Annotated in this window: 13 protein-coding genes; 9 read left to right on the forward strand and 4 right to left on the reverse strand. The window is 70.4% G+C overall.

Features of this window, described 5'->3' with window-relative positions:
- The first annotated feature begins 11 nt into the window (after positions 1-11).
- The 5 genes from DMB38_RS06560 (at position 12) to DMB38_RS06580 (ending at position 4,266) form a co-directional block, all read left to right on the forward strand.
- On the forward strand, positions 12-749 hold the full coding sequence (locus DMB38_RS06560; RefSeq protein WP_125934344.1) for an LON peptidase substrate-binding domain-containing protein: 738 nt from the start codon (positions 12-14) through the stop codon (positions 747-749).
- 17 nt (positions 750-766) lie between these two features.
- Positions 767-1,264, forward strand: a complete 498-nt coding sequence (gene ybaK, locus DMB38_RS06565; RefSeq protein WP_101425045.1) for a Cys-tRNA(Pro) deacylase — start codon at positions 767-769, stop codon at positions 1,262-1,264.
- A 292-nt stretch (positions 1,265-1,556) separates the two neighbouring features.
- Positions 1,557-2,552, forward strand: a complete 996-nt coding sequence (locus tag DMB38_RS06570; RefSeq protein WP_125938853.1) for an ABC transporter ATP-binding protein — start codon at positions 1,557-1,559, stop codon at positions 2,550-2,552.
- The gene (locus tag DMB38_RS06575; RefSeq protein WP_240662003.1) at positions 2,549-3,514 is read left to right on the forward strand and encodes an ABC transporter permease; all 966 of its coding nucleotides are present in this window, start codon (positions 2,549-2,551) and stop codon (positions 3,512-3,514) included. The genes DMB38_RS06570 and DMB38_RS06575 overlap by 4 nt, the downstream gene beginning before the upstream one ends.
- A 77-nt stretch (positions 3,515-3,591) precedes the next feature.
- Entirely contained in the window at positions 3,592-4,266 is a 675-nt protein-coding gene (locus DMB38_RS06580) for a hypothetical protein (protein ID WP_125934346.1), read from the forward strand.
- 76 nt (positions 4,267-4,342) lie between these two features.
- Here DMB38_RS06580 and DMB38_RS06585 read toward each other — a convergent pair whose 3' ends face one another.
- Positions 4,343-5,611, reverse strand: coding sequence for an NYN domain-containing protein (locus DMB38_RS06585; protein WP_125934347.1), 1,269 nt, complete (start codon positions 5,609-5,611; stop codon positions 4,343-4,345).
- A gap of 236 nt (positions 5,612-5,847) precedes the next feature.
- Between DMB38_RS06585 and DMB38_RS06590 the strand changes: the two genes are divergently transcribed.
- Positions 5,848-6,033, forward strand: a complete 186-nt coding sequence (locus DMB38_RS06590) for a hypothetical protein (RefSeq protein WP_125934348.1) — start codon at positions 5,848-5,850, stop codon at positions 6,031-6,033.
- 5 nt (positions 6,034-6,038) lie between these two features.
- On the forward strand, positions 6,039-6,224 hold the full coding sequence (locus DMB38_RS06595; protein ID WP_125934349.1) for a hypothetical protein: 186 nt from the start codon (positions 6,039-6,041) through the stop codon (positions 6,222-6,224).
- 93 nt (positions 6,225-6,317) lie between these two features.
- Here DMB38_RS06595 and dnaE read toward each other — a convergent pair whose 3' ends face one another.
- Positions 6,318-9,860: a DNA polymerase III subunit alpha gene (dnaE, locus tag DMB38_RS06600; RefSeq protein ID WP_125934350.1), complete on the reverse strand. Its 3,543-nt coding sequence runs from the start codon at positions 9,858-9,860 to the stop codon at positions 6,318-6,320.
- A 185-nt stretch (positions 9,861-10,045) separates the two neighbouring features.
- Here dnaE and DMB38_RS06605 point away from each other — a divergent pair, with 185 nt between their 5' ends.
- Positions 10,046-10,687: a hypothetical protein gene (locus DMB38_RS06605; RefSeq protein WP_125938854.1), complete on the forward strand. Its 642-nt coding sequence runs from the start codon at positions 10,046-10,048 to the stop codon at positions 10,685-10,687.
- Positions 10,688-10,749: 62 nt separating this feature from the next.
- On the forward strand, positions 10,750-11,547 hold the full coding sequence (locus DMB38_RS06610; RefSeq protein ID WP_125934351.1) for a thioredoxin domain-containing protein: 798 nt from the start codon (positions 10,750-10,752) through the stop codon (positions 11,545-11,547).
- Between the two features lie 55 nt (positions 11,548-11,602).
- On the opposite strand, the gene DMB38_RS06615 is transcribed toward DMB38_RS06610, so the two are convergent.
- Positions 11,603-12,208 carry a dienelactone hydrolase family protein gene (locus tag DMB38_RS06615; RefSeq protein ID WP_125934352.1) on the reverse strand — a complete coding sequence of 202 codons (606 nt, stop codon included), beginning with the start codon at positions 12,206-12,208 and terminating at the stop codon, positions 11,603-11,605.
- A gap of 356 nt (positions 12,209-12,564) precedes the next feature.
- Positions 12,565-12,942: a hypothetical protein gene (locus tag DMB38_RS06620; RefSeq protein ID WP_125934353.1), complete on the reverse strand. Its 378-nt coding sequence runs from the start codon at positions 12,940-12,942 to the stop codon at positions 12,565-12,567.
- Positions 12,943-13,633: the final 691 nt, after the last annotated feature.

Raw genomic sequence — 13,633 nt, forward strand, 5'->3', positions numbered from 1 at the left:
AGGATCCGCCTGTGACCACCGCACGCCTGCCCCTCTTCCCGCTGAACGCGGTGCTGTTCCCGGGCCTCGTCATGCCCTTGAACGTGTTCGAGGAGCGGTACCGGGCGATGATGCGCGACCTGCGCAAGCTGCCCGAGGCGGAGCGGCGGTTCGGCGTGGTGGCGATCCGGGACGGCCGCGAGGTCGCGCCCACGGGTCCGGGGCTGCCGGACCAGACGGCGCTGCCCCAGCGCGGTCCCGCGGCGGGCTTCGGCGCCGACCCGATGCAGGCGTTCTACGGCGTCGGCTGCGTCGCGGACGCGGCGACGATCCGGGAGAAGGACAGCGGCGGGTACGAGGTGCTGGTCACCGGGACCCGCAGGTTCCGGCTGCTGTCGGTGGACACCGCGGGCGAGTACCTGACCGGTGAGGTCGAGGCGCTGCCGGAGCAGTCGGGCGAGGGCGCGGGCGTGCTGTCCGCGGCGGTCGTACGGGCCTTCAGGACGTACCAGAAGAGGCTGGCCGGCGCCCGCGAGCGCTCCCTGGGTGCGGCCACGGAGCTACCGGACGAGCCGTCGGTGCTGTCGTATCTCGTCGCCGCGGCCGCCGTGCTGGACACCCCGTCGAAGCAGCAGCTCCTCCAGGCCAGGGACACCGCCTCGCGGCTGTCGGCGGAGCTGAAAATCCTGCGGCGGGAGAGCGCGGTGCTGGGTAAGCTCCCGTCGCTGCCCGCGGTCGACCTGACGCGGCATCCGACGAGCCCCAACTGACCCCGGTGCCCTTTCCCATGGCCAAGAAGAAGCAGGCCGGATCCACCCCGGCCACGGTGGCGCTGACCAAGGCCGGCGCCGAGTTCACCGTCCACGCGTACGCCCACGACCCCGCCGCCGCGTCGTACGGCGAGGAGGCGGCGGAAGCGCTCGGCGTCGATCCGGGCCAGGTCTTCAAGACCCTGGTCGCCGAGGTCGACGGCGCGCTGACCGTCGCCATCGTGCCGGTCTCGGGCGCGCTGGACCTCAAGGCGCTCGCCGCGGCGGCCGGCGGCAAGAAGGCCGTGATGGCGGACCCGGCGCACGCCGAACGCACCACGGGCTACGTCCGCGGCGGCATCTCCCCGCTGGGCCAGCGCAAGCGGCTGCCGACGGTGCTGGACTCCTCGGCCGCCGGGCGGCCGACGGTCTGCGTCTCCGCCGGCCGGCGCGGCCTCGAGGTGGAGCTGTCGCCGACGGTGCTGGCGGAGCTGACGGGCGCGGTCGTGGCGCCCATCGCGCGCGACGGCCGCTGACGCGGCGCGGGCGGGCCGGATCCCCGCCGGGCGGGCCCGGGTCCCCTCAGGCGGGCCTGCGGCCGTGGTTGGCCTTGCCCTTGCGGGTACGCCACTTGCGCTTGCGCGTCTTCTTCGACATGTCCAGGTCATACCGGAGTGCACGGAATCCGTCCAGGCACCGCGCAGCCCTCCCCCCGGCGGGCGGGCCGTTCGGCACCGCGTACCCTCGTAGTTCGTGAGTACGCGCAGCGAAGCGGCGGGTCCTGCCGCGGCCGGGACCGCCACCCCGCCGGGCGCGGTGGTGTGTGCCGTGCGCGCGCTCGTGAAGACCTATCCGGCGCCCCGCGAGAGGCGCCGGCGGCGCAGGGACGCCGAGGGGCCCGATTCCCCCGCCGCCCCCGCCGGTCCCGTACGGGCCAGTGACGGCGTCGAGCTGGACATCCACGCGGGCGAGATCTTCGGTCTCCTCGGCCCCAACGGCGCCGGCAAGTCCACTCTCGTACGCCAGCTCACCGGCCTGCTGCGGCCCGACTCCGGCGGCATCGAGCTCTTCGGCCACGACCTCGTACGCCGCCCGGAGCTGGCCGCGCGGCTGCTGGCGTACCTCGGCCAGGAGTCCACGGCGCTGGACGACCTGACGGTGGCGCTGGCCGCCGAGACCACCGCCCGGCTGCGCGGCCTGCCCGCGGCCGCGGCCCGCGCGGAGCGCGACGCCGTGCTCGGCGAACTCGGCCTCGACCGCCTCGCCGACCGCCCGCTGCGCCGGCTCTCCGGCGGCGAGCGGCGGCTGGCGTGCGTGGCGGCGGCGCTGGTCGGCGAGCGCCCGCTGCTGGTGCTGGACGAGCCGACGACGGCGATGGACCCGGTGGCCCGCCGCGCCGTGTGGGCGGCGATCGACCGGCGCCGGGCCGAGCGGGGCGCGACCGTGCTGCTCGTCACGCACAACGTCATCGAGGCCGAGACCGTGCTCGACCGGGTCGCGGTGCTCGACCGCGGCCGGGTCATCGCCTGCGACTCCCCCGCCGGGCTGAAGGCCCTGGTGGGCGGGGAGGTCCGGGTGGACCTGGTCTGGCGCGACGAGCCGCCGCTCGACCTGCCGCAGATCGCGGAGCTGGCCCGCACCGCCCGCCGCACGGGCCGCCGCTGGACGCTGCGGCTGCCGGAGGACGCGGCGCGCGCCGCGGTCGCGGCGGTCACGGGCGGTCCGGCGTTCGCGGCGCTGGACGACTTCACGCTGACGACGCCGAGCCTGGAGGACGTGTACCTGGCCCTCGGCGGGCGGGACGAGGGACTGGTGAAGGCATGACGGACGGACACCTCGGCCTGGCGCAGGCCCCGCCCGGCGGCTCCGGTCCCGCGGCTGCGGGACCGGCGGTACCCGGGCCCGCCCCCGCGAACGGGACCGCAGGGGGGACCGCCATGCCGAACGGAGCCAGCGGGGGCGCCGGGGCCGAGGGAGCCGCCGGGAGCAACGGCAAGGGCTCCGCCCGGGCCGCCGCCTCCGTCCCGCTCGCGCCCCGCGTGCCGCTCCTCCCGGCCCTCGCCGCCGTCTACCGCGCCCAGCTCTCCCGCGCCAGGGTCGCCCGGCTGCCGCTGCTCTTCGTCGCCACCTTCCAGTCCATCGGGATCATGGTCCTGATGCGCGGCGTGGTCGACGCCGAGGCGCGCAGTTCCGAGGCCCACGCCGTGGTCGCCGGGTCGACGGTGCTCATCGTGGCGTTCGTGGCGCTGAACCTGCTCGCCCAGTACTTCGGCCAGTTGCGCGCCACCGGCGGCCTCGACCACTACGCGACGCTCCCGGTGCCGCCCGCCGCGGTGGTGCTCGGCGCGGCCGGCGCGTACGCCTCGTTCACCGTGCCCGGCACGGTCGTCACGGCCGTGACCGGCAGCCTGCTCTTCAAGCTGCCGCTGACGCACCTGTGGATCCTCGCGGCCGTCGTACCGCTGTCCGGCGCCGCGCTGGCCGGGCTCGGGGCGGTGCTCGGGCTGCTGGCGCCGCGGCCCGAGCTGGCGACGCTCTGCGGCCAGCTCGGCATGTCGGCGGCGCTGCTGCTCGGGGTGCTGCCCGCGGAGCGGATGCCGGGGCCGGTCTCCTTCGCGCGCGACCTGCTGCCGTCCACGTACGGCGTGGAGGCGCTCATGGAGACCTTCGCGCCCAGCCCCGAGTGGGCCGCGGTCCTCGCGGACCTGGGGGTTTGCGCCGGTGTCGGGGTGCCCGCGCTGGCGGCGGCGACGTGGGCGTACCGCCGGGCGGCGCTGCGCTCGTGAGGACCGGCGGTCACGGCGACATTCCGAACGACCGTCCTGGCTACGGCGCGCGGCCCCGGCCCTGGCACGATGACGGGGTGACAGCTCCCCTGACACCGCACGAGCAACCCCCGCACGAGCAACCGGGCCACAACCCCTGGCAGTACCCGCCCGCCTCCGGCGGCGGAAAGGGCGGCCGGAAGTCCGGGGCCGACGACGACACCGATCTCGCCGGGGAGCTGTGGCAGGCGTTCCTGCTCATGGTGGGCGTGGCGGCACTGGGCCTGCTGCTGGGCTTCCTGTGGGAGCAGTTCGCGCCGCGGGTGCCGCTGGTGGTGCGCGGGGGCGATGCCTGGCTGAAGGAGAGCGAGAGCGAGGACGCCATCTCCATCGACGGCACCTTCGCGCTGCTGGGGCTCGCCTTCGGCGTGGTGACCGCGGCGGCGGTCTTCCTGTGGCGGCGCCGCGGCGGGCTGCCACTGGTGCTGGGGCTGGCGCTGGGCTCGCTCATCGGGGCGGTGGTGGCCTGGCGGTTCGGCATCTGGCTGGGCCCGCCGGGGAACGTGGAGCAGCGGGCCAGGGAGATGAGCGACGGCAGCGGCTTCGACGCGCCGCTGGAGCTGAAGGCCAAGGGCGCGCTGCTTGCCTGGCCGGGAGCGGCGATGGCCGTGCACCTGGTGCTGACCGGGCTCTTCGGGCCGCGCGACCCGGAGCCGCAGACGCTCCCGCCGCCCACGGGCGGCTGGGGAGGCTGGGGCTCCCCGACGTCCTGAGGCGGAGCTGACGGGGGCGGCGGCCGGTACGTAGGACGCGCTCACGGGCGGTGCACGACACCGCCCGCCGAGGGCCCTAGGCCTCCGGCTCCGCGGCCTGCGCGTGCTCGGTGGCGGAGCTGACGTCCACCTCGCGCCAGAACCCGGCGCGGATCGCGTACCGGTCGCGCTCGTCGATCTGGTCGTCCTTGTGCGCCAGCAGCCCGAAGCGGGCGGCGTAGCGCAGCAGCTCGCCGTCGATGCGATGCGGGATGCGCGGGTACTGGCCGGCCAGCAGCCGCAGCTTCGCCTGGTCCGCCAGCCGCTCCATCCAGCGCCTGGCGAAGACCTGACCGACCTCGAACGGGTCGCCGCCGATGACGGTGATGTCCTCCTCGCGGTCCGCCCAGCGCTGCTCCGCGGTGGTGAGCTGGGCGAGCGTGGGCAGCCCGGCGACATCCGCGGGCTCCACGCCCGGCCGCTCCACCCAGCCGCGATCGGACGACCAGCGCAGGGTGGCGTTGCCCACGGGGTGTCCGTGGCGGCCTTCCGGCACGGCGGGGCGGCCCAGGCTCGCGAGGTCCTTCGGGGTGGGCACGCCGCCCTTGGCGCCGGGGTCGTCCTCGTCCTCGGGTACGGCGTCGGGGGCCGTGCCCGCGTCGTCGTGGCGGCGTTCGGTGACCGGGGCGGTGGCCTGCGCGGTGCCGTTGGCGACGGCCGTCTGCTTGCCGGCGACGGAGGTCTCCGAGGGCGGGGCGGAGAGGATCGCGGCGATCTCGGGCCGCGGTACCGGGCTGGGGGCGCAGATGCCGTTGAGGTCCTTGGCCTGCATGGCGCGGGTGATCCACGCCCGGTCGAGCACGCGCCGCTCGTCGGCCTCGGCGACCAGGTCCTCGGACTGGTTGTAGTCGCCGTCGGCGGCCTGGACCGCCCACAGGTGCACGGCGACGCCGTGCTCCTTCGCGGACATCATCCCGGGCAGCAGGTCGCCGTCGCCGGTGACGAGCACGACGTCGGCGCAGGCGCGGTTGCGGGCCAGCTCGGTGAGCTCGGCGTGCATCGCGGCGTCGACGCCCTTCTGCGCCCAGCGGCCGTCGCTGCGGGTGAGCGCGCCGAGGCGGACGGTGACGCGGGACATCACGCGCAGCCGCCGGTGCTCCGGCTGCGGTACGCGGTCGGGGGCGCCGTCGAACCAGTAGATGCGCAGCAGCCGCTGCCCGGTGTCGGCCTCGGCCTGGTCCCGCAGGCCCTGGATGAGCGCGGGGTGGTCGACGGTGATCCGGGAGCGGGCTGGCTCTCCGGCGAGCAGGCTCGCGGCGGCGCCCAGCAGGTAGCCCGCGTCCACCAGGACGACGCAGCGGTCCACGATTCACCCTCTTCTCAGCCGGTTCCGGGCCCGAGCCGCGGAGTTCACGTCGGGTTGCCTTCGAGTCTGCCCCACTGAGGGGTGGTTAACAGCAGGGCGTCGATCATCGGCGTGGCGGACACCGATGCCCGGCCATGAACAGCACGTACTACGCACGGTAATTATCCGACATGCGAGGCATCTCAGGCCGTGCGAAGGTGATCTCCGCGGGGGTCCGCGCCTGTAAAGGATCAGTGATGGGTAAGCGCAAGAACCGCGAGAAAAAGCAGCAACAGCATTCCCACCGGGACAAGTACGCCGGCTCGCCGGCGGGCATACCCGACCGCGGCCGGCGGCAGTCCTTCGACGAGCCGCCGCCTGAGACCCGGGCCCAGGCGCCCGCGGGCGACGCCGGCGCGCGTCCCCGGGCCGGGGAGCGGTGAGCCCCATGAGCCGTAAGAACAGGAACCGCCAGAACGACCGCGCCGCCTCCCCGCAGGAGGAGCGCGGCATGGAGACCGACTCCCCCGCGGCGGGCGGCCCGCCGCCCGACCAGGTCAGCGAAGCCGTGAATCCCGGCTCCGGGAGCCACAAGACCCAGAAGCACAAGGAGAAGCGCTTCGGTCACAACTGAACGCGGCCGGCGGGCGCACCCTTCGCGGGCGCGCCCGCATGCCGGCGCGCGGCCGCCGGACCGGGCCGTCCCCGGCCCGGCGGCCGGCGCCCGTCAGCCTGCCAGACAGGACGGCCCGAGGAGCGCCTTCAGGTCGCCGAAGAGCGCCGGATCCGACGTCACCCGGTGACGGTCGAGGCGGAGCACGGTGGTGGTGCGGGAGCCCTGAAGCTTCACCCGCACCTCGGTGCCGCCGCGGTGCTGCGACAGCACCTCGCCCAGCTTCTCCACCAGCGGCGGAGTGACCTTGACCGTGGGGATCGTGATCGTCACCGGCGCGTTCGCGGACACCTCCGACAGGTCGGGGACGGCGAGTTCCATGGCGACCAGCCGGGGCACGTCCTCGCGCTTGTCGAGCCGTCCCTTGACGAAGACGATGGCGTCCTCGACGAGTTGGGTGGAGACCAACTGGTACGTGGCCGGAAAGAACATGCAGTCGATGGAGCCGCCGAGGTCCTCGACGGTGGCGATGGCCCAGGCGTTGCCCTGCTTGGTCATCTTGCGCTGCAGTCCGGAGATGATGCCGCCGATCGTGACGATCGCCCCGTCGGCGTGATCACCGCCGTTGAGCGCGGCGATGGAGGCGTCGGCCTTGTCACCCAGGACGTGCTCGATGCCGAAGAGCGGGTGGTCGGAGACGTAGAGCCCGAGCATCTCCCGCTCCTGGGCGAGCAGATAGGACTTCTCCCACTCCTCGTCGGTGAACTGCACGTCGAGCCCGAAGCCCGGCTCGTCCGCCGCGGCCTCGTCGCCCATGCCGCCGAAGAGGTCGAACTGCCCCTCCGCCTCCTTCCGCTTCACCGACACCACGTTGTCGATCATCGGCTCGTACTGCGCGGTGAGGCCCTTGCGGGTGTGCCCGAGGGCGTCGAACGCGCCCGCCTTGATCAGCGACTCGACGGTGCGCTTGTTGCAGACGACGGCGTCGACCTTGTCGAGGAAGTCGGGGAACGACGCGTAGCGCCCCTTGGCCTTGCGGTTGCGAACGATCGACTCCACAACGTTCTGCCCGACGTTGCGCACGGCGGTCAGACCGAACACGATCGTGTCATCACCGCGGGGAGTGAAGTTCGCGTCGGACTCGTTGACATCCGGCGGGAGCACCTTGATTCCCATCTTCCGGCACTCGTTGAGATAGACCGCGGACTTGTCCTTGTCGTCGCGCACGGACGTCAGCAGCGCGGCCATGTACTCGGCCGGATAGTTCGCCTTGAGATACGCCGTCCAATAGGAGACGAGGCCGTACGCGGAGGAGTGCGCCTTGTTGAACGCGTACCCCGCGAAGGGGACCAGGACGTCCCAGACGGCCTGGATGGCCTGGTCGCTGTAGCCCTTCTCGCGGGCGCCCTTCTGGAAGTTGACGAACTCGGCGTCGAGGACTTCCTTCTTCTTCTTGCCCATCGCCCGGCGCAGCAGGTCCGCCTGGCCCAGCGAATAGCCGGCGAGCACCTGCGCGGCCTTCTGCACCTGCTCCTGATACACGATCAGGCCGTAGGTGATGTCGAGGACCTCCTTCAGCGGCTCCTCGAGCTCCGGGTGGATCGGGGTGATCTCCTGCTGGCCGTTCTTGCGCAGCGCATAGTTGATATGCGAGTTCATGCCCATGGGACCCGGCCGGTAGAGCGCCGAGACCGCGGAGATGTCCTCGAAGTTGTCGGGCTTCATCATGCGCAGCAGGGAGCGCATCGGCCCGCCGTCGAACTGGAAGACGCCGAGGGTGTCGCCGCGGCCCAGCAGCTCGAAGGTCTTGGGGTCGTCGAGCGGCAGCGACAGCAGCTCGATGTCCCGGCCCTTGTTCTGCTTCACCATCTTGACGGCGTCGTCCATGATGGTGAGGTTGCGCAGGCCGAGGAAGTCCATCTTCAGCAGGCCGAGCGATTCGCAGGTCGGGTAGTCCCACTGCGTGATCGTCACCTGGTCGCTGTGGCGCACCCAGACCGGGACGTGGTCCACGATCGGCTCGCTGGACATGATCACGCCGGCCGCGTGCACGCCCATCTGGCGCACCAGGCCCTCGACGCCGCGCGCGGTGTCGATGACCTTCTTCACGTCCGGCTCGTTCTCGTAGAGCCCGCGGACCTCGCCCGCCTCGGAGTACCGGGGGTGGTCGGGGTCGGTGATGCCGGAGAGCGGGATGCCCTTGCCGAGCACGTCGGCGGGCATGGCCTTGGTGATCCGGTCACCCATCGCGTACGGATAGCCCAGCACCCGCGCGGAGTCCTTGATCGCGTTCTTCGCCTTGATCGTGCCGTACGTACCGATCATCGCGACCTTGTCGGCGCCGTACTTCTCCGTGACGTAGCGGATCACCTCCGCCCGCCTGCGCTCGTCGAAGTCGATGTCGACATCCGGCATCGACACCCGCTCGGGATTGAGGAACCGCTCGAAGATCAGCCCGTGCTCGATCGGGTCCAGGTCGGTGATCCCCATCGCGTACGACACGATCGAACCCGCCGCGGACCCGCGGCCGGGACCGACCGCGATCCCGTTGTTCTTCGCCCACATGATGAAGTCCGCGACCACCAGGAAGTACCCCGGGAACCCCATCTGGATGATGACGTCCATCTCGTACTCGGCCTGCCGCTGGCGGTCCTCCGGCACGCCGCCCGGGTAGCGGCGGGCCATGCCGCGGCGGACCTCCTCCTGGAACCAGGTGACCTCGCTGTAGCCGTCGGGGACCTCGAAGCGGGGCATCAGGTCGCGCTTCTCGAACCACCCCGAGGTGTCGATCTGCTCCGCCACCAGCAGCGTGTTCGCACACCCCTCCTGCCACGCATCCGACGAATCGACCGCATACATCTCCTCGGTCGACTTCAGGTAATAACCCGTCCCATCGAACCTGAACCGATCCGGATCGGAAAGATTCTTCCCCGTCTGAATACACAACAACGCATCATGCGCCCCCGCCTCCTGCGCATACGTGTAATGCGAATCATTCGTCACCAGCGGCGGAATCCCCAGCTTCCGCCCGATCTCCAGCAGCCCGTCCCGCACCCGCCGCTCGATCTCGATCCCGTGATCCATCAGCTCCAGGAAATACCGCTGCTTCCCGAACACCTCCTGATACCACGCCGCCGCCGCCAGCGCCTCGTCGAACTGCCCCAGCCGCAACCGCGTCTGCACCTCACCCGAAGGACACCCCGTAGAAGCGATCAACCCCTCCGCATGCTCCGCGATCACCTCCTTGTCCATCCGCGGCCACTTCTGCAGCCACCCCTCCTTGTACGCATCAGACGACAACCGGAACAAATTATGCAAACCCGTACGCGAAGACGCCCAGATCGTCTTGTGCGTATACCCACCGGAACCCGACACGTCATCACGCTTCTGATGCGGCTGCCCCCACTGCACCTTCCGCTTGTTCCGCCGCGACTCCGGCGCCACATACGCCTCGATACCGATGATCGGCGTCACCCCCGCCGCCGACGCCTGCACAAAGAAGTCATACGCACCATGAAGATTCCCATGATCCGTCATCGCGATATGCGACATCCCCATCTCACGACACGCCGCGAACATATCCTTCAACCGCGCCGCCCCATCCAGCAGCGAATACTGCGTGTGCACATGCAGATGCGTAAAAGGCGGCTTGGCCACGACGGAGGACCTCCAGCAGACGGTGGGCGCGAGGGCTCGGGCAGGACGCTGGGAAGTCTAGGACGCGGCACTGACACCGCGGTCCCCCGGCCGCACTGAACCCACGCCTCCCCTTTAGCACCGGTTTACGGTCCGCCGTGGCACAATCACGCACGATGGAACACGCGGCCGTAACGATCAGGGTGATGCGCGCGGCGGTCTTCACCGCGCTGTGCATCAGCCTGTCCGCGGGCGCCCACGTGCTCCTCTCCGCCAACCCCCTGCCCCTGGGCATGCTGGCCGCGCTCTCCGCCGGCGTCTTCGCCGTCGCCTTTCTGCTCGCCGGCCGCCGCGAGCGCGGCTACTGGAGCATCGCGGCCCTGCTCGTGCCGCTGGAGCTGGCGGCGGACACCGTCTTCACCACCGGCCAGCACACCTGCTACGGCCAGTCCGGCGGCCCGGTCGCGGGCTCCATGCGCTCCCTGGGACTCGATCTCCTCTGCTCCGGCGAGTTCGGCACCCCGCTGGCCCGGATGACCGCCCGTGGCGAGGCCCTGGCGGGCACCGCCGCCAGCCCCTGGCTGCTGCTCGGCGCCCACGTCGGCGTCGGCCTGGTCGCCGCCGCCTGGCTGCGCCGCGGCGAGGCGGCCCTGGCCGGGCTGCTGCGCGCCGCCGCGGCCGTCGCCTTCCGGCCGCTGCTGCTGGCCGTCGCGATCGTCACCGTCGCCCCGGTGCGGAGCACCGGCCGCCCCGGCCGCCGGTCGGACCGTACCCGCGCCGCCCGCCCCCGGCCGCACCTGCTCCACTCGGTCCTGCGGCGTGGTCCGCCGTGCCCGGCCGCTGCCTGATCCGGCAGCCAGGCCGAAGAAGCACGGACAGAGCCACACCGACCGCAGAGGGACCTCCCACCATGAGCAAGCGAAACAGCCAGGAAGCCAAGCGGGCCGCGCGCGAGCGGCTGCGCATCGAGCGCGAGAAGCAGGCCAAGAAGGAGAAGGTGCGCCGGCAGCTCTTCGTCGGCGGCGCCGTCGTCGGTCTGCTGGCCGTCGTCGGCGGCGTCGCCTTCGCGGTGACCACGCTCGGCGGCGACGACGGCAGCGACAAGGACTGGGGCGCTGCGAAGAACGCCAAGCTCGTCCAGCCGGCGAACGCCGAGGGCGACAAGGGCACCACCGTCGTGCTCGGCGGCAAGGACGCCGAGAAGACCGTCGACGTCTACGAGGACCTGCGCTGCCCCGCGTGCGCGCAGTTCGAGCAGCAGCTGGGCGAGCCGATGAAGAAGGGCGCGGAAGACGACAAGTACCAACTCAACATCCACCTCGGCGCGATCATCGACGGCAGGTTCGGCGGCAGCGGCTCCAAGAACGCGGCCAGCGCCCTGGGTGCAGCGCTGAATGTCAGCACGGAGGCCTTCAAGGAGTACCACGGGCTGCTCTACTCAGCCGATCACCACCCGCCGGAGAACGAGGACAAGTTCGCCGACAACGAGTACCTGCTGGACGTCGCCAAGAACGTCGACGAGCTGAAGGGCAACAAGCAGTTCCAGAAGGACGTCAACAAGGGCACGTTCGACAAGTGGGCCCTGGAAATGATCAACAGTTTCGAGGATGCCGGTATCGAGGGCACGCCGACGGTCAAGATCGACGGCGAAGTGGTCGACACCCGCCAACTGCCCACGAAGCTCGAGGAACTCGGTGTCAAACTGTAGAGCAGGGTGACCATGGTCCTGGCCGCGAGGCTCTTCGCGGCCAGGACCGCCTGGACTATCGGGCTGCGGCGGAGTCAGCCCGTCCGGACGTCTCTGCGACGAACTCCATCGCCAGCCGCCAAGCCGACTCCGCCGACTCGGCGTCATAGTCGGCCAGCCCGTCGTCCGTGAACAGGTGTCCGGCCCCGGGATAGCGGTAGACCTCGATATCGCCCCCGGCTCGCTGCATCTGCAGGTACCAGGCCGTCTGCCAGTCATGCGGCTCGAAGGGGTCCGGGTCGGCGACGTGCAATTGCACGGGAAGTTCACCGGAGGCTGCCCGTGTCCCATCCGCAATGTCCGAGGTGCCGTGCATGAGCAATAGGCCGCGGGCATTCTCGTCCGCCAAAGCGAGATTCTGCGCGAGGGCAGCACCAAGAGAGAACCCGGCGTACACCAATCCGCTCTCCAGATGCGGCGCCGCCGCTCTGACTGCGCGAGCCAGCAGTTCGTCAACACCGAGCTCGTCCCGGATCGCTCGGCCATCCTCGACCGTGTCGACGACCAGGCCGCCGAACAGGTCGGGTACCACGACCTCGTGTCCGGCTGCACGCAACCGCTCCGCTGCTACTTGTACTGCAGGCCGCAGCCCGTACGTGGAATGGAAGAGCAGAATCGCCATGGCCCAATCCTGACAGACTCCGATCCTCTGACCATCGCGAGGCGCTCCTGGGGCCCTGCGAAGATTCTGCCAACCAGCCGACCGGCACGGTATGGCCTACGCTCACGCAGCCGACGCCGACCCGACGGGCGGTGACACACGTCGCCCTGACCACCACAGCAAAGGCCGTCCCGCCACGACCCGCACACGAAGACAGCTCCCAGCCACCCGCGCGGCAAGAGTCTGTGGCGCGACCTGTTGCACGAGGACCCTCGGGGTGATGAAGGCTCGTCAGCTTCACCACACCGAAGGTCTCCGCGCATGCTCAATCAGCGACGCCAGGCGGCAGCCCTCGCGGGCTACATCCTCGCCCCTGGCTAGCACACACGAACTGATCCGGACCTCAGGATCAAGTTCTGGCCGTAGATCCAGTCCTTCGTTTCAGTACCCGCGATGCGCCCGTACACCCACCAGTTTCCATACCGGTTATACACACCGCACCAGGCATAAAATGTCGCGCCGTTTCTCACAGACTGAGTCTGTGCGCACGACTCATACGGGCCACTGCGCATATGACCGACATAAACCTCTAACACGCCGTCAGAGTTGTTATGTCCGTTATCCCCGCAGTCGTAGGCAGCAACACCGCTGCCGGTGCCGGTGTCAGCACTGGCTGATGCTGCCCCACCCAGCATCCCCCCTCCCAGCACTGCCGCTACAGCAGCAATGGCCGCAACCATCTTCCTGAAACGCATCTTTCCTCCCCTTCAGGCATGAGCACGCTGGAACGGGCAGAACAGTAACCAAGACAAACGAGCATGTAAATGTGGGTTAATTTCAGCCAAACAAGAGATCGCTTGTCTTGGAATGCTGCAGAACCATGCGATCTCGAGATTCCTGAGTGATGAAATCCCAGGTGGGAATCCCTTCGGTCTGAGCCCCACCTCACGAAGGCGTTCACGTTGATCCTTTTGGCGGCAGCGCCCCCAAGACGCCCTGGATCATGAGGTGTACCAACGTTCCGGCCTCTGTCGCACGTCGTCGCCCTGTTACCACCGAACTGGCCGACCTCGTTCTGTCCAGCCTCGCGGAGCAGCCGCCGAGACCCCTGGCGGCACCCCATCGCTCACGCGCCCACCAGGAGTTCACCGGCGAGCGGACCCATCCGCATGCTCCCAGAACTCCCTTTCCCCATGTGAAGCCCCTCCGTGGGCTCGCCGATTTTTGTTGGTCACCACGTGGTTCCAAGATCGACTCGACGATTGCCTCTTCGGCCCATCCACCGAAGAAAATCGGTTCACCACGTGATCACGGGCTGGACCGTCTGAATACGACCTGACCGTCTTGACGACCCATGCAAGGATCAGCTCATCCACGTAGATCTCGCTCCTGCGCCCTGCCGTCCTCTCCGTCCGCTGACGCGTACCCGTCGGCGAGGTCCAGTGC

Origin of the sequence: Streptomyces sp. WAC 06738, assembly GCF_003945505.1 — a bacterium.
GTDB lineage: Bacteria > Actinomycetota > Actinomycetes > Streptomycetales > Streptomycetaceae > Streptomyces.